23 protein-coding genes are annotated in these 21,100 nt (G+C 70.7%); 14 read left to right on the top strand and 9 right to left on the bottom strand.

The features are described from left to right. Positions 1-13 precede the first annotated feature (13 nt). Both ACQPZX_RS20670 and ACQPZX_RS20675 read right to left on the bottom strand, forming a co-directional pair. Positions 14-1,429, bottom strand: a complete 1,416-nt coding sequence (locus ACQPZX_RS20670) for a COG1470 family protein (RefSeq protein WP_433383189.1) — start codon at positions 1,427-1,429, stop codon at positions 14-16. Between the two features lie 33 nt (positions 1,430-1,462). Further along, positions 1,463-2,941, bottom strand: a complete 1,479-nt coding sequence (locus ACQPZX_RS20675; protein WP_433383191.1) for a mannitol dehydrogenase family protein — start codon at positions 2,939-2,941, stop codon at positions 1,463-1,465. Positions 2,942-3,143: 202 nt separating this feature from the next. Here ACQPZX_RS20675 and ACQPZX_RS20680 point away from each other — a divergent pair, with 202 nt between their 5' ends. From ACQPZX_RS20680 to ACQPZX_RS20695, 4 genes are all read left to right on the top strand, one after another. Then, a complete protein-coding gene (locus tag ACQPZX_RS20680; protein WP_433383193.1) occupies positions 3,144-3,311 on the top strand; it encodes a (2Fe-2S)-binding protein in 168 nt (55 codons plus the stop codon). 55 nt (positions 3,312-3,366) lie between these two features. Continuing rightward, positions 3,367-3,849: a bacterioferritin gene (gene bfr / locus ACQPZX_RS20685; protein ID WP_433383195.1), complete on the top strand. Its 483-nt coding sequence runs from the start codon at positions 3,367-3,369 to the stop codon at positions 3,847-3,849. Positions 3,850-3,916: 67 nt separating this feature from the next. After that, positions 3,917-4,897, top strand: a complete 981-nt coding sequence (locus ACQPZX_RS20690) for a hypothetical protein (protein ID WP_433383197.1) — start codon at positions 3,917-3,919, stop codon at positions 4,895-4,897. Between the two features lie 85 nt (positions 4,898-4,982). Next, entirely contained in the window at positions 4,983-5,387 is a 405-nt protein-coding gene (locus ACQPZX_RS20695; protein WP_433383199.1) for a DUF805 domain-containing protein, read from the top strand. A gap of 16 nt (positions 5,388-5,403) precedes the next feature. Here the strand turns inward: ACQPZX_RS20695 and ACQPZX_RS20700 are convergent, their stop codons facing one another. Then, positions 5,404-6,825 carry a helix-turn-helix domain-containing protein gene (locus ACQPZX_RS20700; protein ID WP_433383201.1) on the bottom strand — a complete coding sequence of 474 codons (1,422 nt, stop codon included), beginning with the start codon at positions 6,823-6,825 and terminating at the stop codon, positions 5,404-5,406. 140 nt (positions 6,826-6,965) lie between these two features. Here ACQPZX_RS20700 and aceA point away from each other — a divergent pair, with 140 nt between their 5' ends. Together aceA and aceB are read left to right on the top strand one after the other, a co-directional pair. After that, positions 6,966-8,261, top strand: a complete 1,296-nt coding sequence (aceA, locus tag ACQPZX_RS20705; protein ID WP_433383203.1) for an isocitrate lyase — start codon at positions 6,966-6,968, stop codon at positions 8,259-8,261. Continuing rightward, complete coding sequence (gene aceB / locus ACQPZX_RS20710) at positions 8,261-9,928, top strand: malate synthase A (protein WP_433383205.1); 1,668 nt, start codon at positions 8,261-8,263, stop codon at positions 9,926-9,928. The genes aceA and aceB overlap by 1 nt, the downstream gene beginning before the upstream one ends. Positions 9,929-9,979: 51 nt before the next feature. Here the strand turns inward: aceB and ACQPZX_RS20715 are convergent, their stop codons facing one another. Beyond that, entirely contained in the window at positions 9,980-10,579 is a 600-nt protein-coding gene (locus ACQPZX_RS20715; RefSeq protein ID WP_433383207.1) for a DUF4386 domain-containing protein, read from the bottom strand. Positions 10,580-10,711: 132 nt separating this feature from the next. On the opposite strand from ACQPZX_RS20715, the gene ACQPZX_RS20720 reads away from it, so the two are divergent. From ACQPZX_RS20720 to ACQPZX_RS20740, 5 genes are all read left to right on the top strand, one after another. After that, entirely contained in the window at positions 10,712-11,848 is a 1,137-nt protein-coding gene (locus ACQPZX_RS20720; protein WP_433383209.1) for a sensor histidine kinase, read from the top strand. Beyond that, entirely contained in the window at positions 11,823-12,518 is a 696-nt protein-coding gene (locus ACQPZX_RS20725) for a response regulator (protein ID WP_433383211.1), read from the top strand. Before ACQPZX_RS20720 ends, ACQPZX_RS20725 begins: the two co-directional genes overlap by 26 nt. Further along, a complete protein-coding gene (locus ACQPZX_RS20730) occupies positions 12,508-12,903 on the top strand; it encodes a DUF6841 family protein (protein WP_433383213.1) in 396 nt (131 codons plus the stop codon). The genes ACQPZX_RS20725 and ACQPZX_RS20730 overlap by 11 nt, the downstream gene beginning before the upstream one ends. Positions 12,904-13,004: 101 nt before the next feature. Beyond that, a complete protein-coding gene (locus ACQPZX_RS20735; protein ID WP_433383215.1) occupies positions 13,005-13,910 on the top strand; it encodes a YeiH family protein in 906 nt (301 codons plus the stop codon). Between the two features lie 13 nt (positions 13,911-13,923). After that, positions 13,924-14,814, top strand: coding sequence for a LysR substrate-binding domain-containing protein (locus ACQPZX_RS20740; RefSeq protein ID WP_433383217.1), 891 nt, complete (start codon positions 13,924-13,926; stop codon positions 14,812-14,814). Positions 14,815-14,821: 7 nt separating this feature from the next. Here the strand turns inward: ACQPZX_RS20740 and ACQPZX_RS20745 are convergent, their stop codons facing one another. Both ACQPZX_RS20745 and ACQPZX_RS20750 read right to left on the bottom strand, forming a co-directional pair. Then, positions 14,822-16,072: a sensor domain-containing phosphodiesterase gene (locus ACQPZX_RS20745; RefSeq protein ID WP_433383219.1), complete on the bottom strand. Its 1,251-nt coding sequence runs from the start codon at positions 16,070-16,072 to the stop codon at positions 14,822-14,824. A 38-nt stretch (positions 16,073-16,110) separates the two neighbouring features. Further along, positions 16,111-16,605: an FBP domain-containing protein gene (locus ACQPZX_RS20750; protein ID WP_433383221.1), complete on the bottom strand. Its 495-nt coding sequence runs from the start codon at positions 16,603-16,605 to the stop codon at positions 16,111-16,113. Between the two features lie 175 nt (positions 16,606-16,780). On the opposite strand from ACQPZX_RS20750, the gene ACQPZX_RS20755 reads away from it, so the two are divergent. Both ACQPZX_RS20755 and ACQPZX_RS20760 read left to right on the top strand, forming a co-directional pair. After that, complete coding sequence (locus tag ACQPZX_RS20755) at positions 16,781-17,527, top strand: lytic polysaccharide monooxygenase (protein WP_433383223.1); 747 nt, start codon at positions 16,781-16,783, stop codon at positions 17,525-17,527. Beyond that, a complete protein-coding gene (locus tag ACQPZX_RS20760; protein WP_433383225.1) occupies positions 17,512-18,069 on the top strand; it encodes a DUF305 domain-containing protein in 558 nt (185 codons plus the stop codon). The genes ACQPZX_RS20755 and ACQPZX_RS20760 overlap by 16 nt, the downstream gene beginning before the upstream one ends. Positions 18,070-18,200: 131 nt before the next feature. Here ACQPZX_RS20760 and ACQPZX_RS20765 read toward each other — a convergent pair whose 3' ends face one another. Further along, positions 18,201-18,404: a cold-shock protein gene (locus tag ACQPZX_RS20765; RefSeq protein ID WP_378972498.1), complete on the bottom strand. Its 204-nt coding sequence runs from the start codon at positions 18,402-18,404 to the stop codon at positions 18,201-18,203. Positions 18,405-18,613: 209 nt separating this feature from the next. Between ACQPZX_RS20765 and ACQPZX_RS20770 the strand changes: the two genes are divergently transcribed. Beyond that, on the top strand, positions 18,614-19,138 hold the full coding sequence (locus ACQPZX_RS20770; protein WP_433383227.1) for a GNAT family N-acetyltransferase: 525 nt from the start codon (positions 18,614-18,616) through the stop codon (positions 19,136-19,138). Between the two features lie 63 nt (positions 19,139-19,201). On the opposite strand, the gene ACQPZX_RS20775 is transcribed toward ACQPZX_RS20770, so the two are convergent. Beyond that, positions 19,202-20,044: a hypothetical protein gene (locus ACQPZX_RS20775; RefSeq protein ID WP_433383229.1), complete on the bottom strand. Its 843-nt coding sequence runs from the start codon at positions 20,042-20,044 to the stop codon at positions 19,202-19,204. A 149-nt stretch (positions 20,045-20,193) separates the two neighbouring features. Next, positions 20,194-20,946, bottom strand: coding sequence for an ATP-binding protein (locus ACQPZX_RS20780; RefSeq protein WP_433383231.1), 753 nt, complete (start codon positions 20,944-20,946; stop codon positions 20,194-20,196). Between the last annotated feature and the right edge of the window lie 154 nt (positions 20,947-21,100).

The raw sequence follows: 21,100 nt of genomic DNA on the forward strand, positions 1-21,100 counted from the left end.
GCCCAGGAGACGGTCAGCCGAGCGGCGCGAAGCGCATCTTCGTCACCGCCACCGGCGTCCCCGCCTGGGCCGGCTTGATCGTCACGTAGTCGACCCCGCCGTGTGCCTTCGCCAGCTCGGCCGTCACGACCAGCCCCGGCGCCGGCTGGCGGGTCAGGTCGACGAACGTGGCCTCCATCTCCAGCGAGTTGGGCACCGCCGGGATGACCTGCACCGCCCCGGCCTGGCCGCCCGGCAGGAAGTCCAGCAGCAGCGGCACCTCGTGGCACTTGGCCGGATCGTCCGGCGAGCTGGACGTCAGGAACCGCCGGTTGCTGGCCTGATCCGTCACCACCGCCGCGCTGCGGGCGTTCTCGCAGCCCGGCGGCGCGATGGTCCCCGGGTCGGCGCTGACCAGGAAGCCCTGGTTGCGGAACGCGTCCGACGCCACGACGCCGTCCTGCGGCGAAGTCAGGTCGACCTCGCGCGCTCCGCCGCCGTTGTTCGGCGCGGCCGACGTCTGTTGCGGTGCCGCCGACGTCGCGGCGGCCGCCGAGGTCGTGGCCGCCGGCGCCGCCGAGGGAGCGGCCGACGTGGCCGCCGGCGCCGCCGCGCTGGGCTGCTGTTGCTGGGCCGCGGTCGGCGCCACCGGAACTGTGGGCGCCGCCTGGGTGGCAGCCGTGGGGGAGGGCTTGTCGTTCCCCCGGGCGATCAGCGCCGGCACCGCGATGGCGGCCGCCAGCACGACGACCCCGGCCGCGATGCCCGCGAACTTCGCGAACTTCGACGCGAACCGGGGCTGCTGCACGAACGACGCCGTGCCGGTCACCGGCGTGGCGCCCATCATCTCGGGGCTGGCCGTGATGGTCAGCTGCCGCTGCTTCTCCCGATTCCACGGCAACGGCGCGGACACTGCCAGCAATGCCCGTGCCGCGGCACCCGGCGGTAGGTCCAGATAGGCCGGCTGGAAGACCGCGCTGACCCGACGCTCCGGGTCGGTGGCGTTCAGGTAGAGCCGCACCGGCGCGTTGCCGCCGTTGGAGACCTCGATCGTGAACTGGCCGGACTTTCCGCCGTTGACCACCTCGGGGGTGGTCCGCAGGGTGATCTGCTCGACGCTGGCCAGCTGGATCGGCACCTCGACGCAGCGCGAGACATCGTGCCGGTAGGGCGACCTGACCAGCGCACCCACCACATAGGTACCGGCGGGCGGCGGCGGCTGCACCGGCAGGGTCACCCGCACGGTGAGGGTCGCGCTCTCGGTCGGGCGCAGCTTGGCGACCTCGGGCTCGGCGCGCACGGTCGCCCCGTCGGGCAGGCCGAGCATCTCGACGCCGTAGTGCTCCACGATGTCGCTCGCGTTGCGCACGGTGACGTCGAACTGGAGGTTGTCGCCGGGGGAGGCCTCGGCCCGCTCCGGCGCGACGTTGACACGCAGCGGCAGGGTCACCGGCTCATGCTGACACCCCGGCACAACCTGCGGCTATACATCACCCGACACGAGATCTTCGAGGGTCGCTTTCGCTCCCTTGTGGTGCAGGCTTTTCAGGACCGACGCGTACGCCGAGACGAAGCGCTCGTTGTCGACCAGATCCCCGAAGACCTCCCGGTCCTGGATGAACGCGAGCGGTTCCGACCGCTGCCGTTGCGCCGCGGCCACCAGCCGGTCCCGGAGCTGGTCGACGACCTCGATCGGCTGTCCATGCTCGTCGACGGCCTCGTCGTACCGCGCCCAGGACGCCACGATCGCGGTGGACAGCAGGATGTCACCGCCGGTCTCCAGATTGCGCCGGATCACCGGCAGCAGCCACTTCGGGATGCGGTCGGAGCTTTCCGCGCACAGGCGGGCGACGGTGTCGCGTACCTGTGCGTTGGAGAACCGGTCGATCAGCTGATGCTGATATTCCCGGAGATCGACCCCCGGGACTTCCTCCAGCGTCGGGGTGGCTTCCTTTTCCATGTACGCCAGCAGGAAGCGCGCGAACAGGGGATCCTGCGCCGCGTCGTGGACCAGGCGGTACCCGGCGAGCCAGGCGAAGTAGCACAGCCCCTGATGCGAGGCGTTGAGCAGGCGCAGCTTCATCAGCTCGTACGGCTCGACGTCCGGCACCACCTGCACGCCGGCCTGTTCGAACGGCGGCCGCCCGGCGCCGAAGCTGTCCTCGAGCGCCCATTGGGTGAACGGCTCGCACACCACCGGCCAGCCGTCGTCCACGCCGAAGCGCTTGCGCACCTGCTCCCGGTCGTCGTCGGTGGTCACCGGCGTGATCCGGTCGACCATGCTGTTCGGGAAGTGGACGTTCTCGGCGACGTACGATGCCAGGCCCGGGTCGCGCAATCGGGCGTACGCGACGAAGGACCGCCGAGCCGCCTCCCCGTTTCCCTGGATGTTGTCGCAGCTCATGATGGTGAAGGGCGGTAGCCCGCGGTCTTTGCGCCGCTCGACGGCGGCGGTGATCAGACCGAAGCTGGTCTTCGGCAGCACGCCCGGCTGCAGGTCGTGCCGGACGTCGGGGTTGTCGGCCATGAACTCGCCGGTCACGGCGTTGAAGTTGTACCCGCCCTCGGTGACGGTCAGCGAGACGATCCGGACCTCCGGGGAGGCCATCTTCTCGATCACGGCCTCGGGGTCGTCGGGCGCGTAGAGGTACTCGACGATCGACCCGATGACGCGCGCGTCGAGCCCGCCGTCGGGCGCCTTCACCACCAGCGTGTAGAGCCCGTCCTGCGCCTGCAGCACGTCGCGCATGCGCTGGTCGGCCGGCATCACCCCCACCCCGCAGATGGCCCAGTCGTGGGCCTTGCCCTCGCTCATCAGCCGGTCCAGGTACATCGCCTCGTGGGCGCGGTGGAAGCCACCCACCCCGAAGTGCACGATCCCGGTCGTCAGCCGCGACCGGTCGTAGGACGGAACGGCGAGGTCCTTCAGGTCGGACAGCGTGGCGGTGCGCAGGGGCAGCATCTTCGGTGACCTCCCGGGGATGGTTCGGGGATGACCCTCAGCATCCCACCGCAACCGCTAGGTCACCGATGACCGAATCCGATGATCTTGTGACCGGTCCGGGCAATGCGGGGTTTGCGTGAACGGGCATTTTAGGGCAGCCTTAGGAAGGTAAGCCTTACCGCACGAAGGACCGTTGCCCATGTACGTCTGCGTCTGTCAGATGGTTCGCGAGACCGAGGTCCGCACCGCGATCCGCTGCGGCGCGCGCACCGAGGAGTCGGTCGGCGACGCGTGCGGGGCCGGCACGGGCTGCGGGAGCTGCCTCGACCGGATCTGTGAGCTGATCGAGGAGGAGGCGCCCGACACGCACCTGCCATACGCGGCGTAGTCCGTCCGGGACCGTACGCTTACCCCCGATTAGTCCGAATCTGGGGGTATTTGGCATGCAAGGCGACGCTCGGGTCATCGAGTTCCTCAACGAGCAGCTCACCGCGGAGCTCACCGCGATCAACCAGTACTTCCTGCACGCGAAGATGCAGGAGAACTGGGGTTACACCGTGCTCGCGAAGCACACCAAGGCCGAGTCGATCGACGAGATGCGCCACGCCGAGGTGCTCACCGACCGCATCCTCTTCCTCGAGGGCCTGCCCAACTTGCAGCGGCTTTTCCCGCTGCGGATCGGCGAGTCGGTCAAGGAGCAGTTCGAGTGCGACATGAAGGTCGAGATGGAGGCGGTCGACCGGCTCCGTCGCGGGCTGGAGTACATGCGCTCGATCGGTGACGTCACCTCGGCCCGGATCTTCGAGGACATCCTGGCCGACGAGGAGCACCACGTCGACTACCTGGAGACCCAGCTCGCCCTGATCGAGAAGCTGGGCGAGGCCCTCTACCTGCAGAACGTTACGGAGCATCCGGAGGCGGGCTGACCCACGGCCGGCCGGGGCAGAAAATGTCGTAGCCGAGTGCTTTCCTCTCCGGCATGAGGCATTCGGCATGACGACGTACTCCCCGGCCACCCAGGCGCTCCTCGATCTGGTGCGCTACCACGCGCCCCCGACGCCGGTCGACTGGCCGGCCGGGCTGCGATTTCCGACCGAGTACCGCGAAGTGGCCGAGGCGCTGGGGCCCGGGTCGTTCCAGACGTTCCTGACGTTCTGGGATCCGCTCGACCAGTCCTACGATCGCGACGTTCTTCCCGCCGACGTGATGCCGTGGGCCGAGGTCGGCTTCGACTACACCATCGGCTGGCTGACCGACGGTGACGACCCCGACAAGTGGCCCGTCGTCGTGTGCGACAGCGCCAACCCGTCCGAGCAGACGGTCTATCAGATGTCCACCGCCGAGTTCCTGACCGCGGTGCTGACCTATCCGACGCCCATCGAGCCGCTGAGCTATGTCGCCGAGGCCTACCAGCCGCCCCGCTTCTGGGGCAACGACGGCACCGAGTCGGAGGAGCCGGCCGCGCTGTCCTGGGCGGCGGACGCCGCGCCGATCGAGCCCGACGACTGCTCCGAGCAGCTGCGCGGCCTGGTCACCCCGTCCCCGATCACCGTCCCGCGGTGGTACACCGTGTGGGTCACCCAGGTGCAGGGCCAGTTGGGCTGGCCGGTCCCCGAGGACTACCAGCACGTGATCGAGCAGTACGGCGCGATCAAGGTCGGCCCAGTAACGGTCGCCGCCCCCGGCGGCCCGGTCGATCTGCTCAAGACCTACCACAAGTTGAAACGCCGCGTGACCAAGGAGCGCGCCGCCGGCGGCGGCCCGCCCGGCCCGATGTGGCCCGAGGAGCAGGGCGCCCTGCGCTGGGCCGACCTCGACGACGGCGGCCACGTCTGCTGGCTGGCCGTCACCAGACACCCGAAGCACTGGCCAGTCGTCGTCCTCGACGCCGACCTGCGCCGCGCCAAGCTCCACCCGGTGACCGCGTCCCGCTTCCTGCTGGAGGTGGCCACGCAGCGCCGATCGCCGTGGTAGCAGGTCCGAAGTCACGCTTCCCGGCTGCCCTGGCACGCCTTACGATCGACGGCAATCGAATCGTCGGCGCGATCAGGAGGTCCTCATGTCGTTCCAGGATGCCGTCAGGATCTGCCTCCAGCGGAAGTACGCGGAGTTCCACGGCCGTGCCCGCCGTTCGGAATACTGGTTCTTCTTCCTGTTCTCGGCGATCGTCAGCATCGTCGGCAGCATCCTCGATGCGATCTTCGGCTTCCGCGGCTGGGCGTACGGCACCACGGGCCCCATTCAGGGCATTCTTCAGCTCGCTATTCTCGTTCCGAGTCTCGCCGTGGGGGCGAGACGCCTGCACGACACCAGCCGCTCCGGGTGGTGGCTGCTCATCGGCCTCGTTCCGTTCGTCGGCTGGATCATTCTCCTCATCTTCTTCGTGCAGGACAGCCACCCGGCCAACCAGCACGGCCCGAACCCCAAGGCCGTGGGCGCGGGCGAGGCGCCGCGGCAGTACTGAGCGCCGGCGCGCCTGATCAGGCGCGCCGCTGCAGGAACTCGTAGACGTCCTGGTTGTCGACGCCCGGGAAGGTGCCGGGAGGCAACGCCGCCAGCAGGTGGGAGTGGACGCGGGCGCTCGGCCAAGCGCTCCCCGACCAGCGCTGCACCAGGTCGGCCGGCGGCCGGCGGCAGCAGTCCGGGTCGGGGCAGCGCGACACCGTACGCCGTGTCGTGTCGCCTCCCCGGAACCAGCGCGCGTGCTCGTAAGGCGTCCCGACCGTCACCGAGAACTCGCCCGAGCGCGTCGATTCGATGTGGACGGTGCACCAGTAGGTGCCGGCCGAGGTGTCGGTGAACTGGTAGAACGACGAGTACGGGTCCTCGGTCTGGAAGATGGTGCGGGACGCCCACTTGCGGCAGATCGGCTGCCCCTCGATCGCGCCGGTCACGTCCGAGGGGAAGCGCACCCCGTCGTTCTCGTACGCCTTGTAGACGATGCCGTTCTCGTGGACGCGGGTGAAGTGCACCGGAATCCCGAAGTGGTGGGTCGCCAGGTTGGTGAAGCGGTGCGCGGCGGTCTCGTAGGAGACGCCGAACGCGTCGCGGAAATCGTCGATGGCGAGGGCGCGGTCGGCTTTCGCGTCGCGGAGGAACTCGACGGCGAACTTCTCGGGCATGAGCAGCGCGGCGGCGAAATAGTTGGCCTCGACCCGCTGGCGCAGGAAGTCGCCGTAATCGGACGGGTCGTTGTGGCCGAGCACGAAATGCCCGAGCGTCTGCAGCACGACCGCGCGCGGGTCGTGGCCCTTGCCGCTGGCGACCTGGGGCAGATAGATGCGCCTGTTCTTGAGATCCGTCACCGAGCGTGTCGAGCCGGGCAGGTCGTTCACGTAGTGCAGCGAGAAGCCCAGTGACGCCGCGATGTCGAGGATGCCGCGCTGCGACAGCGGGCCGGTCGTGTACCGCACCGACTGCAGGATGCGGGCGGCCGCCGCCTCGATCTCGGCGAAGTAGTTGTCGCGCTCGCGCATGTTGACCCGCAGCTGCGCGTTCGCCTTCCGGGCCACCTCGGGCGTCGCGCTCTGCTCGGCGAGCACCCGCGACAGCTCGCGATGCAGGCCCACGAGCGATTCGAGCGCGTCCGCCGGCAGCCTCCGGCCACCGCGGACCAAGGGCAACCCCATTGACGCGTACGCCGATGAGCGCTGGAAATGAGCGAGCTCGATCTCGAGTCCGGCCCGCCTGCTGGGCGCCTCGGATCGCAGAAGGTCCTGCAGGGGGACGCCGAGCGCGGCCGCGATGGCCTGCAGCACCGACAGCTTCGGCTCGCGCTTGCCGTTCTCGATGAGCGACAGCTGCGACGGCGCCCGGCCGACCGCCTCGCTGAGCTGCTCGAGGGTCATGCCCTTCGATTTGCGCTGGTGGCGCAGTCGTTGCCCGAGGGTCACCAGGTCCACCGAGCCATCAGAAAGTGAAGCCGTCACGGGTTTTTACGTTAGCAGAAATTCCGCGTTTCTTCTCGTCACAAACGCCTCCCAGGCCCCTTGCAGCGTGCGCCAGAGTCAAATTCAACGCGACAGCGAAGGGAAATTTAGCGATGACTGATCAGCTGACCGATGTTCAGGGGTTGCGGAGCACCGCGGCGGAACTTACTCGGGCGTGGGCCGGCGATCCCCGGTGGCTCGGCATCAAGCGCACCTACACCGCGCACGACGTGGTCATGCTCCGCGGCACCGTCCAGGAGCGGCACACGCTCGCCGAGCGCGGCGCGCAGCGGCTCTGGGAGCTGCTGCACAGCGAGGACTACATCAACGCGCTGGGCGCGCTCACCGGCGGCCAGGCGGTCCAGCAGGTGCGGGCCGGACTCAAGGCCATCTACCTCTCCGGCTGGCAGGTCGCGGCCGACGCCAACCTCTCCGGGAACACGTACCCGGACCAGTCCCTCTACCCGGCCAACTCGGTGCCGGCCGTGGTCCGCAGGATCAACAACGCCCTCATGCGGGCCGACCAGATCGACACGGCCGCCGGGCGCCGCGAGCGCGACTGGCTCGCCCCCATCGTGGCCGACGCGGAGGCCGGCTTCGGTGGCCCGCTCAACGCGTTCGAGCTGATGAAAGCGATGATCGTGGCCGGCGCCGCGGGCGTGCACTGGGAGGACCAGCTCGCCAGCGAGAAGAAGTGCGGCCACCTCGGCGGGAAGGTCCTCATCCCGACCGCCCAGCACATCCGGACGCTGAACGCGGCGAGACTCGCTGCCGACGTCCTCGGCGTCCCGTCGCTGGTCATCGCCCGCACCGACGCGCTGGCCGCCGACCTGATCACCACCGATGTCGACGAGCGCGACCGGCCCTTCCTCACCGGCGAGCGTACGGCCGAGGGTTTCTTCCGCGTCAAGAGCGGGCCGGCCCCGGCGATCGCGCGCGGTGTGGCGTACGCGGACTATGCCGATCTTCTCTGGGTCGAGACCGGAAAACCGGACCTCGAGTTCGCGCGGGAATTCGCCGAGGCGGTGCACAAGGAGCACCCCGGCAAGATGCTCGCCTACAACTGCTCGCCCTCGTTCAACTGGAAGAAGAACCTGGACGACGCCGACATCGCGCGGTTCCAGAAGGAGCTCGGCGCGATGGGCTACAAGTTCCAGTTCGTGACGCTGGCCGGCTTCCACGCGCTCAACCACTCGATGTTCGAGCTGGCCCGCGGCTACGCCGAGAGCGGCATGACCGCGTACGTGAAGCTGCAGGAGGCCGAGTTCGCGGCCGAGGCCGACGGCTACACCGCGACCAAGCACCAGGCCGAGGTCGGCACCGGCTACTTCGACGCCGTCTCGACCGCGCTCAACCCGGACAGCTCGACCACCGCCCTCAAGGGCTCGACGGAGACGGAGCAGTTCTGATGGGCAACGAAGAGGTCACCATCACGGGTACGACCGAGGGCCGCTACGCCGAGATCCTGACCCCCGAGGCCGTCGCGTTCGTCGTGGCTCTGGACCGCGAGTTCGGCGCGCAGCGGGTGCAGCTGCTGGAGCGCCGTCGCCGCCGCCGGACGACCCGCACCGACGAGCTGGACTTCCTGGCGTCCACCGCGTCCATCCGCGACGACGCGTCCTGGTCGGTGGCGCCGCCCGCGCACGACCTGCTCGACCGCCGCGTCGAGATCACCGGGCCGCCGGAGCGCAAGATGACCGTCAACGCGCTCAACTCCGGCGCCAAGGTCTGGATGGCCGACTTCGAGGACGCCACGGCCCCCACCTGGGAGAACGTGGTCCTCGGCCAGCTCAACCTGCGCGACGCGCTGGACGGCACGCTCGACTTCACCGCGCCCGACGGCAAGGAGTACAAGGTCAACGGGTGGACCCCGACGATCATGGTGCGGCCGCGCGGCTGGCACCTGCCGGAGGCGCACCTGCGGATCGGCGGCCGGGCGGTGTCGGCGACGCTGTTCGACTTCGGGCTCTACATGTTCCACTGCGCGCAGCGCCAGATCGACCACGGCAGCGGGCCGTACTTCTACCTGCCCAAGCTGGAGTCGCACCTGGAGGCCCGCCTCTGGAACGAGGTCTTCGTCTTCGCCCAGGAGCAGCTCGGCATCGAGCGCGGCACGATCCGGGCCACGGTGCTGATCGAGACGATCAGCGCGGCCTTCGAGATGGACGAGATCCTGTACGAGCTGCGCGAGCACTCCGCCGGACTCAACGCCGGCCGCTGGGACTACCTGTTCAGCATGATCAAGAACCGGCCGGACGTGGTCCTGCCCGAGCGCTCGCAGGTCACCATGACCGCGCCGTTCATGCGGGCGTACACGGAGCTGCTGGTCCGCACCTGCCACCGGCGCGGCGCCCACGCGATCGGCGGTATGGCCGCCGTGGTGCCCAGCCGCGACCCGGTCGCCGCCAAGCGCGCGCTCAACCAGGTGCGCCAGGACAAGCGGCGCGAGGTCGGCGACGGCTTCGACGGCTCCTGGGTGGCCCACCCGGGCCTGGTCGGGACCTGCCGGGACGTGTTCGACCAGTGGCTCGGCGACGAGCCGCACCAGATCGTGCGCAAGCGCGACGACGTCAAGGTCACCCGCGACGACCTGCTCTCCATTCGGGTTGACATGGGTTTTCCGCCGCGGGATGGCGCAGCGAAGGCGGTCGGCGTGCAGGTCAGCGAGGTGGCGTTGCGCAACAACGTCAGCGTCGCGCTGCGCTACATCGCGGCCTGGCTGGGCGGGCGCGGCGCGGTCGCGCTCGGCGGCCTGATGGAGGACGCCGCCACCGCCGAGATCTGCCGCGCGCAGCTCTGGCAGTGGATCCACGCGAGCACCCCGACCGACTACGGCGTGCCGGTCTCGGCCGCCCTGGTCATCCGGATGCTGCGCGAGGAGGTCGACGTGCTCAGCGAGACCGGCGCCCTCGACGAGGACGCGGCGCGGCGCTTCGGCCAGGCCCGGACGCTGCTGACCGTGCTGCTGACCGAGCGCACCTGCCCCGAGTTCCTGACGCTGCCGGCGTACCTGCGCCACATGTCCGGCGGTTCGGCTTCCACCGCGGCCACCGAGCAGGCTCCTGTCGCGGCCTGATCGGACGGTGAGAGCGGCGCGGTCCCGGCACTGGGCCGCGCCGCTCTTCTTTTACGGCCGCCGCGCGATCAGCCACACGGCGAAGACCATCTCCTGGATCCCGATCGGCGCGGCGAGGGCCGCCTGGGCCGCGGCCGGAAGCGGCCCGTACAGCTCGATCGCCCCCCGCGCCGCCAGCAGCACGCCGCCGGCCAGGCCCCACCAGGCCAGCCACGGAGGCGCCAGACGCGCCAGGGCCGGCCGAGGTGGGGCCAGGCGGCCGCGCAGGAGCAGGGCGTTGAGGACGACCGCACTCACGGCGAACACCAGCACCGTCCCGAGGTGATAGGCCCACTCCCGCACGGTCGGCGCCAACTCCGGCGAGTCGGTCCCGGACGTCGCGACCAGCGCGGCGACGATCCCGATGAGAATCAGCGTCGCTTCGAGGGTCCGGACTGCCGCGTACAGCACGGCCCCGCCCTCGCTGCTCCGGCGAAGGATGGGCAGCAGCAGGGCTGCGATGGCCACCACGCTCAGGGCGAGGACCACCTCGAGCAAGGCGCCGGTGACTTCCGACCCGGTGGCCACGAGGCCACCTCCGACGATCGCCGTGACCGACGCGAGGATGAAAAGCACGCCGACGAGGCGTGCGGGTGACGTGGAAGCAGGCATGGCACCGACAATCAGGGCCGCGGCCCGCCGGGACATCGGTCTCCGGGCGGCCCGGTCACTCCTTCCCGAGCACGGGAAACAGGTAGTTCTTTCGGCCGATGCGTGGCTTCCGGCGCTGCCTAGGCTGAGGTTGTGCTTCGAGACGAGCTGCGTGCGCTGTGGTTCTCGCCGCGGGCGCCGGATGCGCCGGCCCGCGTCGGCCGCGACTGGCTGCTCCTCGCCGCCGGTCTGATCGCCACCGCGATCGAGGCCTCGGTCCGGGCGGAGGTGACCTGGCGGCCGCTATCCGTGCTCGTCACCGTCGCGCTGTGCCTCACGACGCTGTGGCGCCGCACCCATCCGCTGGCGATGGTCGCGATCGCCTTCGGCGGCGGGATCGTGCTCACCCTGGCCGGCTCGTCGCTCGGCCTCTACAGCGGCATGATCGTCCTCGTCCTGGTCTACGCCCTCACCCGGTGGGGTTCCGGCCGCGAAGTAATGCTCGGCACGGCCGTCATCCTGGCTTCTTTCGCGCTGTCGGTGGCGTCGCAGCCGGTCGGCGACATCGTCGGCAGCCTCTCCTTCCTCGCCGTCCCGGGCGCGCTCGGTGCGGTCGTGCGCCTCTGGGCGACAACGCGGCGCCGGGAGCTGGAAAGCATGCGCTCGCGCGAGCGGGAAAGTTTCGCCCGCGAGCTGCACGACACCGTCGCCCATCACGTGTCCGCCATCGTCGTGCGGGCCCAGGCCGGCCGGGTGCTGGCCGGCGCCGATCCGGGGAGTGCGGTCGAGACCCTGGCCGGCGTCGAGGAGGAAGGTGTCCGCACCCTGGAAGCGATGCGCGCGATGGTGAAAGCCCTACGCGAGGATGACGCCGCGGTCGACCTCACGCCGCTGCCCGGACTCGCCGACCTGGGACGGCTGAGCGGGCGGCTGCCGATCGACCTCCGAGTCGACCTCCCGGCCGGCGAGCTGCCGCCGGCGGTGGATGCCGCCGTCTACCGGATCGTCCAGGAGTCGGTGACCAACGCGAGCCGGCACGCGGTGGAGGCGACCGGCGTCGAGGTCCGGGTCGCCGCCGCGCCGGGCGCGATCCGGGTGACCGTGCGGGACGACGGCGCGGCGACTAACGCTCGACCGGCTGGATATGGCCTCACCGGGCTCCGCGAACGGGCGGCCCTGCTGGGCGGAAGCCTGCGAGCCGGCCCCGGCGAGGACGGCGGCTGGCTGGTCGAGGCGGAACTACCACTCGAGGGGATCGCGAGCCGTGCCCGTACGCGTGCTGATCGCTGACGACCAGGCGGTGATCCGCGCCGGCCTGCGGATCATGCTGCGGGCCGACCCCGGCATCGACGTGATCGGCGAGGCGTCCGACGGTCTTGCGGCCGTCCGCCTCGCCCGCGAGCCGCGCCCCGACGTCTGCCTGTTCGACATCCGGATGCCCGCGATGGACGGCCTCGAGGCAACCCGGGAACTGGCGGGCCCCGGCGTCGCCGATCCGCTTGCGGTCGTCGTCATCACGACCTTCGACCTTGACGAGTACGTGTACCGCGCGCTCCGCTGTGGCGCACGCGGATTCCTGCTCAAGGACGCCGGACCGGAACTCCTCGTGCAGGCGGTGCGCGCCGCCGCCGATGGGGCCGCCCTCATCGCCCCCACCGTCACCGTGCGGTTGCTGGAGTCCTTCGCCGCGATGCCCGCCGGACGGGTCGCGGCCCAGCCGATCGATCCGCTCACCCCGCGCGAGGAGGACGTCTTGCTGGCGGTGGCCCGCGGCCGCACCAACGCCGAGATCGCCGACGAGCTGCGCATCACTCTCAGCACGACGAAGACCCACTTGGCGAGCCTGATGGCCAAGCTCAACGCCCGGAACCGGGTCGAACTGGCCATGTGGACCTACGAGACCGGCCGCATCCCCCGATCCAGGGCGGGCGCGCGTAGGGTCGGCGACTGTGGACGGTGACGATGTCGAGCGGTGGTTCGGCGAATACCTGGCGGCCTTCGAGGCGTGCGGCCGCGGCGAGCGGGAGACCGCTTCGATGCTCGCCTACTACGGTGTCCCGATGCTGGCCACCACGGACGCCGGCTTCTTCGCGCTGACCACCGGCGACGCGGTCGTCGGGGCGGTCCAGCAGCAGATCGACGGCATGCGCGACGCGTCCTACGACCACACCGCGACGCTCGACGCCGAGGTGACGGTGCTGAACGCGACGTCCGCGCTCTACCGGGCGACCTTCTCGCGCCGCCGCGCCGACGACAGCGAGGTGAGCCGCCTCACCGCGACGTACCTGATAACCGAAGGCAATGAGGGGCGACGCATCTCGGTGCTGGCCGCCCACAGCACGTGACCATCCCCGACCGGCCGGCCAACGGGTCATAGGCGTTGGCTATGACCCCGGCAGGCAGGTGATGGCTACCGGCGCGACGGAACGAGCAAGAGCCTGGATGAGTGCCGTTCCTCCTGCTTGCCCTGGGTCTCGCCGCCGTGGTCGCAGGCGAGAGCCTGCCTGTCGTCGGCGCGCCGATCTTCGCGGTGGCCGGCGGCGTGCTTTTCAGCGGGTGGGCCCGGAAGCGCGACGAAGGGGAGTGGCTCGACCGGGCCAAGGGGCCGGTTCTGCGGCTGTCGATAGTGCTGCTCGGGGCGCAACTTTCGCTGGGTGAGGTGGTGCAGGTCGGCGCCAGCTCGCTGCCGGTCATGCTCGGGACGCTCACCGTCTGCCTGGGGCTGGCCTGGCTGGCCGGCCGCTGGCTGGGCATCCCGCGCGACCTGCGCACCCTGGTCGGCGTCGGCACGGGGATCTGCGGCGCCTCGGCGATCGCCGCGGTGACCCCGGCCATCAAGGCGAAGAGCAACGATGTCGCGTACGCGATCTCCACGATCTTCTTCTTCAATATCGCGGCGGTTCTGCTCTTTCCCTGGCTCGGGCACGCGCTCGGGTTGAGCCAGCAAGCGTTCGGCCTGTTCGCGGGGACGGCCGTCAACGACACGAGCGCCGTGGTGGCGGCGTCGGCCAGCTACGGCCCGATCGCCGCACAGCACGCCGTCGTGGTCAAGCTGGTGCGCACGCTGATGATCATCCCGGTGGTGGCCTTTCTGTCCCGGGGGCAGCAAGGCGCGCGAAAACCGTGGTTCCTGCTCGCTTTTGTTGCGGTGGCCGCGTTGCCCGTACCGGAAGAAATCGCCTTGAGCCTGCACCGGCTCGCCATGTTCTGCATCGCGGTCGCGCTCGCGGCCGTCGGTCTCTCGACCGACGTCGCGGCGCTGCGCCGGGCCGGCGCGAGGCCGCTGCTGCTCGGCCTCATCCTTTGGGTTGCGGTGAGCGCGACCAGTCTGCTTCTTCAGACGTACGTGTGACAGACTGCGCCCGATGCCCCTGCCGCCCTGGATCAGCGACCTTCCGGCGCTTGACCTGCTGCTCTCGGTGGCCGAGACCGGCAGTGTCGGGCGGGCCGCCCAGGCGCACGGAATCAGTCAGCCGAGCGCCAGCGCCCGCATCGCCCGCCTGGAACGGCGGCTCGGCGTGCCGCTGCTGGTGCGTTCCCGGCGCGGCAGCCTGCTGACGCCGGCGGGGCAGGCGGTGGCCGTCTGGACGCAACAGGTGGTCGAGGCGGCGCACACCCTGGCCGACGGCGTGCGAACGTTGCGCGCCGACCAGGAGGCCCGGCTGCGCGTCGCCGCCAGCCTCACGATCGCCGAGTACATGCTGCCGGCCTGGCTGCTCACCGTGCGCCGCACGCACCCGGGCACGGAAATTTCCGTCGGGGTTTCCAACAGCGCCGGCGTCTGCGAGATGGTGCGGGCGGGCGAGGTGGACCTGGGTTTTGTGGAGTCCCCGGACATCCCGGCCGACCTGAGCCGGCGCAAGGTGGGCGACGACCGGGTGGCGCTGGTGGTGTCGGCCGGCTATCCGCTGGCGGCGCGCGCCGGGCAGCTGCTCGCCGTCGACGACATCCTCGACCAGCCGCTCCTGCTGCGGGAGCCGGGATCGGGCACCCGCGACACGTTCCTGAACGCGATCGCCCGGAAGGCACCGCACGCCACCAGCCTCGGCTCCACCACGACGATCCTCGCCACCACCCGGGCCGGCGGCGGCATCGGCGTGGTCAGCAGCCGGGCGACGGCGGCGCCGGTGGCTGCGGGGGAGCTGGTCGAGTTGACGGTGCGCGGCCTCGGCCTGACCAGGCCGCTGCACGCCGTCTGGCTGGGCCGGAGGCCCTCGCCGCTCGCCGAGGAACTGGTCGCGATCAGCGCCGGCTGAGGGGCGGTCAGCGCCGACCGGCCAGCGCGGGCGGCCGGGCCGGCGCCAGCCACCCCAGCAGCGCCCGGGCCGCCTCGAGGACGAGCGCCCGATCGTGGGTCAGCGCGAACTCGAAGCGCCGCTCCCGGTCCGGTCCGGCGTCGCCGAGATCGCGCGCGACCAGGGCGGCCGCTCGATGCGGCCCGACCGCCAGCACGTTCCACTCCCCACGCAGCGCGTCGTTGTCGCCGAGCCCGGCGCCGCGCACGCCCGGGGCCGGCTCGGCGTCCAGCCCGGCGCCGAGCGCCGCCACCAGCGGCACCCGCCGGGCGATCCGGGCGAAACGGCGGCCCGTGGACGGGGTGAAATGCCGGGCCTCCTGGAAGCAGGCGAGCAGCACGCACGGCTCGCGCCCGTCCGCCGCGAACGCCTCCAGATGCCGGCTCATCGGCATGAGCTGGGCCTTGGTGGCCGGTTGCACCGGGCGACGGCCCGCGATGATCTCGTAGGGCGTCCGCTCGTCCCGCCGGGGCGGCGGCAGGAACGGCAGCCGCGAGCCTGCCCGTGCTCCGGCCGGCAGCGGACCGGGACGCCCGAAGTGCCAGCCCTGCCCGACGGTCGCGCCCATGGCGCGCGCGACGGCCAGGTGCTCGGCCGTCTCGATGCCCTCGGCCAGCACCACCGCGCCGCTCGCCTCGGCGTGCGCGGCGACGGCCGCGACCACCTGGGCGGTGTGCGGGTCGCCCGGCGCGTGCAGCAGCCCCATGTCGAGCTTCACCACGTCGGGCTGCACGAACGGCATGAGCGCCAGTGACATCGGATCGGCGCCGACGTCGTCGAGGGCCACGCCCCAGCCCGACGACCGGCACGCGCCCGCCGCGGCGAGCAGCCCCGACGGGTCGTCGGCGATGGCGCGCTCGGTCATCTCGGTGACCACCCGCAGCCGGTCGGCGGCCGCGGCGGCCAGCGGCGCGAGGTCGTCCGGGCAGCCGTCACGCGACGCGGCCGGCTCCATGTTGACGAACCAGGTCAGGTCCGGGTCGGCGTTCGCGGCGAGGATGCTCCGGTACGCCTGGGCACGGCAGACCCAGTCGAGCTCGTTCGCCCGCCCGGCGGCCCGGGCCGCCGCGAACAGGGCGGCCGGGGACTCCCACGGGCTGCCGGCCGGGCCGCGGCTGAGCGCTTCGTAGCCGAGCACCTCGCCGGACGCGATGTCGACGAGGGGCTGGAAGACGGATGTCACCGCGCGCGCGTCGAGGACCTCCCCGATGTTCTGCATGAGGTTACCCATCGGCGGGCCGGCGCCGTATCTGAGGATCAGCGGCCCGAGACCACCCGCTTCACGAAGCCGTTGAGGGTGGTCATCGCCCGGTCGACGCGCTCGTCGAGGGTGAGCGTCTCCTCCTGCCGCACGAGTCGGCCGCGCGGCTGCCGCTTCCCGCGCAGGTAGAGCGAGCACGCCAGGTCGGTGCAGATGTACTCGCCGACCGTGTTGCCCTGCCGCCCGGCCGCGCCGGCCAGCGGCGCCACGAAGAGGGTCACGCCGTCGGCGGTGTGGCCGGTGTGACAAACGCGGCACATGCTCGACCGCGTCACGCCGGTGCGGCGGGAGTCGGGCCGGCGCAGCACGATCCCGGTCGGGCCGGGGATCACGATCAACGCCCGCTGCGGGGCGCCGGGGTCGGTCCAGCCGAGGAAGTCCAGGTCACGCCACGGCACGGCGGCGAGGTCCGGCATCTTGATCCGGCTCGCTTCGCCCTTGGAGCAGTTGGCGAAGGACGCGCGGATCTGCTGCTCGGTGAGTGGTTCCATCGGGCGAACGTAACGGACCACCCCGGATCGGGCAGCTCATTAAAGACGTATCGAAAATCTTCGTTAGGTCTATTTACTGTTAACACTCTTTAACTTATGTTGGCCCCACGAGCAGCTTGCATCGACCCCCATCGAGGCAAGAGGCCGCATCCCCCATGAAGAGACGGAGTACTTCATGAGACGCAGATTCCTCCTTCCCGCGCTGACCGTCGCCGTGACCGCCGCCTCGCTCCTGGTGGCCGTCGCCCCCGCATCCGCACACGGCTACATCTCGTCCCCGCCCAGCCGCCAGGCCAACTGTGCCAGCGGCGCGGTCGCCAACTGCGGCGACATCATCTACGAGCCGCAGAGCGTCGAGGCCCCCAAGGGCTCGATGCAGTGCAACGGCGGCGGCACCCGGTTCGCCGTCCTCAACGACAACAGCAAGGCGTGGCCGGTCGCCGGCGTGGGCCGGACCGTCACCTTCAACTGGATCCTCACCGCCCGGCACTCGACCAGCACGTGGGAGTACTTCATCGGCAACACGCTGCTCGCGTCCTTCAACGACGGCGGCGCGCAGCCCGGCGCCACCAAGCAGCACACCGTCAGCATGGGCAACTTCAGCGGCCGGCAGACCATCCTCGCCCGCTGGAACATCGCCGACACGATCAACGCCTTCTACTCCTGTGTGGACGTGAACATCGGCGGCGGTAGCACCACGCCCACCACGCCGCCGACCACGCCACCCACCACCCGCCCGACGACCGCGCCGACCACCAACCCGCCGACCACCGCGCCGAGCGGGACGTGGAAGGCCGGCACGTCGTACGCCGTGGGCGCCGTGGTCACCTACAACGGCATCTCCTACCGCTGCCGGCAGGCGCACACCGCCATCGCCGGGTGGGAGCCGCCCAACGTGCCCGCCCTGTGGCAAGCCATCTGATCCGCCTCGCGCTGATCGTGGCGCTGGTCGCCGGTTGCTCCGCGGAGCAGCCGGCGACCATCCCAGCGCCTGCCTTCAACGCCACCGACGTGATGTTTCTGCAGATGGCCCTCGAGCAGATCAGCGAGGGCGACCAGGTGGCGGGACTGGCGGCCGAGCGAGCCGCCGACGCGCGGATCCGTGCCACGGCGACCGAGCTGCGCGCGCAATGGAAAGAAGAGTCGGGCACGATGCAGCGCTGGCTGCTCGGCTGGCAGCAGCCCCTGACGGCCGATCCCTCCGCGGGAGCGCACGCGGGTCACGGCGCATTGCATGCCCTGCGGGCGGCGGACATCGAAGAGTTGCGGTCCGCTTCATCCGGCGAGATTTTCGATCGTACGGCGGTGAGCCTGCTTCTGGGTCATCTCGGCAACTGCGTCGAGACGTCGCGCATGGAGGAATCCGGCGGCGCCTACCCACCCGCGAAGGCCCTCGCCACGACAGTCACCCAGCGACGACAAGCTCAGGTGCAGCGGCTACTGACGCTGGCCGCCGCCCAGTGACCGTGTAATGGAGACGGCCGGGCGTCCCCCCGGGAGATCACGCGGATGTCGCGGATCTGCAACCAGGGACTGCCCGGCCGTCACCCATGCCCGGCTGCGCCCTCGAGAGGGAGTCGCCGGGCCGTTTTTACTCAGAGCGGGCGGATGTTCTCCGCCTGGAGCCCCTTGGCGCCCTGCGCGACGTCGAACTCGACGCGCTGGTTTTCCTCGAGGGTCCGGTACCCGGACGTCGCGATGGCGGAGAAGTGCGCGAAAACGTCACCGCTGCCGTCGTCCTGGGTGATGAAACCGAATCCCTTGTCCCCGTTGAACCATTTGACCGTACCGGTGGCCATGACTTCTCCTGCCGAAATTCGTGAGGCCCCGCACCGTGCGGAGTCTCGGGCGCGGTGTTGATCGCCCCCAGAAGAACAAAAAAACCCGACGGGTGAAGACCCATCAGGCGTCGAGACGTCCAAGGAGACCAAAACTGCGACGCCAACCTAGCATGAACGGCGCGATTTCGGGTGGTTCCCGCTCACGACATCACCGCTACGGTTGTGGGATGCCCGAGTTGATCGCTCCCACTGCCCGCTTGCACGCCGCGTGGCTGGAGTCGCGCGACGAGTGGGGGCGCGGCGTCCACCAGGACGGCGCCGGCATGCGCCCGCAGGACGACTTCGACTCGCCCGCCGGATTTGCGAGGTGGGTGCGGCGCCTGCAGGCCGAGGAAGATGTGTCGGTCCCGCCGGCCAAGGACTGGGTGCACTGCACCCACCGCTGGATGGTCGAGGGCGACCGCATCCTCGGGGCGATCTCGCTACGGCACGGCCTCAACCACTTCCTGATCAACGTGGGCGGCCACATCGGCTACGGCGTGCGCCCCTCGGAGCGGCGCAAGGGCCTCGCCGGCTGGGCGCTGAAGCTGACACTCGAGGAGGCAAGGCGGCTGGAGCTCGCCCGGGTGCTGATCACCTGCCGGCTCACGAACATCGCCTCGGCCCGCACGATCGAGAAAGCAGGCGGCGTCTTCGAGGACGAGCGAGGCGCCGGCAACGACCGCGTGCGCCGGTACTGGATCACTCTCTGAAGGCTGCCCGGCGGCGCGGTCGCCCGGCTGACGCGGCTTTGCCCGTCGCGTGTGGCGCCGCGGTCAGGACGTCGGGGGTGGTTTCCGCCGCCGGGGCGGGCGTGGCTGGGCGGCCGGGCGCCGGTCGGGGCGTTGACCCGGAGGAAAGGAACGGGTGTTTCGCGCCGACGGCGGTGAGGGCGGCTGGATGTCGTCATCCGTAGGCGACGACCCGGGCGGCAGACTGTCGCCATCCGTGGCGGGCGACCCGGATCCCGCGTCGCCCGCCGGCGGATTGCCCTGACTGCCTGGCGGTCGCGGCCTTCGACTGCCGCCTTGCGTGGGCAAGCCGGGCCGATGTGGACGGCGCCCGTTGCCGGGCGCGGGCGACCCGGCTGGCGGCGACCCGGGCGGTCCCGACGGCCGGGGTTCTGGCGGATCCGGCGGAAGCTCGGAATCCGGCGCGGTGTAGCCCGGCTCGCCGGCGGGCTGCGCCGTCCCCTTGGGATGCTGAGCCGACAACGGCGCCCGCGGATCCCCGGCGGTGCGCCCCCGAGGCCAGAAGCGCACCTCGAAGCTCGTCCGGCGGGGGCGGCGCCACAGCAGCGGAACCCCGAACGGCACCACCAGGGCCGCGATGATCAGTGCCGGCAGCCAGTAGCGGACGCCGCCCGCGATCACCAGCCAGGCCAGCAGCGCCGCCGAGACGAGGCCCATGGTGAGGTGGCGGCGCTGGCCGCTGCGGGCCGCGGCGGGCACGACGAACAGGACGTGCAGCGCGAGGAGGGCGGTGAGGAGGGCACGGGCCGGGATGAGATCGCCGACCCCGACCACGAGCAGGACGGCGACGAAAGCGACCGTCCAGTAGCGGAAGGAACCGGCCGGTAGCAGCAGAAAAGCGATGATCACCCAGATCGAGATGATCACCGTGGTGGCCGAATCGAATCCGTTGATGTTCCGAGCGTAAAGGAGATCAGCAGAGCCCACATTCGCTGAGACGGGGTATTTCTGTGCCACGTTGCCGAACAGCCGGTGACCTCGGGGCGACAATCCGTGATCTATCCGCACAGATGAGGTTAGCGCGGCGTGCCCGGCGGGGCGGCTCGCAGCAGGGCCCAGACGATCTTGCCGTCGGGTAGTCCGACGTGACCGCTGTGGGTGGCGACCTCGGCGACGATGTACAAGCCGCGGCCGCCGGTCGGCATGGTGGCGCTGTTCCCCGGCGCCTTCCCGGACGCGCGCGGCGGGGTGGGGCTGCCGTCCTGCACACCGATCCGCAGGTAGGTGCCGGTGTAGCTGACGGTGACGTCGAACTCGGTGGCGGCGTGCGTGATGGCGTTCGCCGCCAGTTCCGATGCCACCAGGCGGGCGCCGTCGGAGAGGTGCTCCAGGCCCCAGGAGGTGCAGGCCGTGCCGACCAGGTCGCGCGCGATCTTGGCGTTGGCCGGCATCGGCGTGAGGCGCCGGCGGACCCAGAACGGCACGCCGGCGTGGACGGCCAGGGAGGCTTCCGAGCAGGTCTCGTACAGGGCCAGGCGGGTCCGGAAGGCGGCCAGGCCGCGCCGCACCTCGTCGTCGGGGGCGCACAGCATGATCGGCACGCCCCAGCTCTGCTTGGCGTCGGAGGTGGCCGTCGCGAAGACGCTCAGCAGGTAGGGGACCGCCTCGTTCAGGCCGGACAGGTCCACGAGGACGGCAGTGGGGCACTCGTAGGCCGCTTTGCGCGCCGCTTTCCGGATCGGCGGTACGGCCGCGACGGTCAGCTCACCGTCGAGCGTCAGCGTGGTGATGCCGCTATCGAGGTTCCTGCTGGTCGCGATCTGGATCATCTTTAGCCCATGCCCCGGTTCGAGAACCGTCGCTTTATCACCAACCGCACCAGGAAATGTCGCGATCGGCAACGTGACAACCGTTCGAAGGGCATATTTCCCCCGAGAGCGGTATCTCACGCCGGAAAGCTAGGCCCCGGGACAGCTAGGCCCC

The sequence above is a fragment of the Actinoplanes sp. CA-142083 genome (assembly GCF_050942195.1).
GTDB lineage: Bacteria > Actinomycetota > Actinomycetes > Mycobacteriales > Micromonosporaceae > Actinoplanes.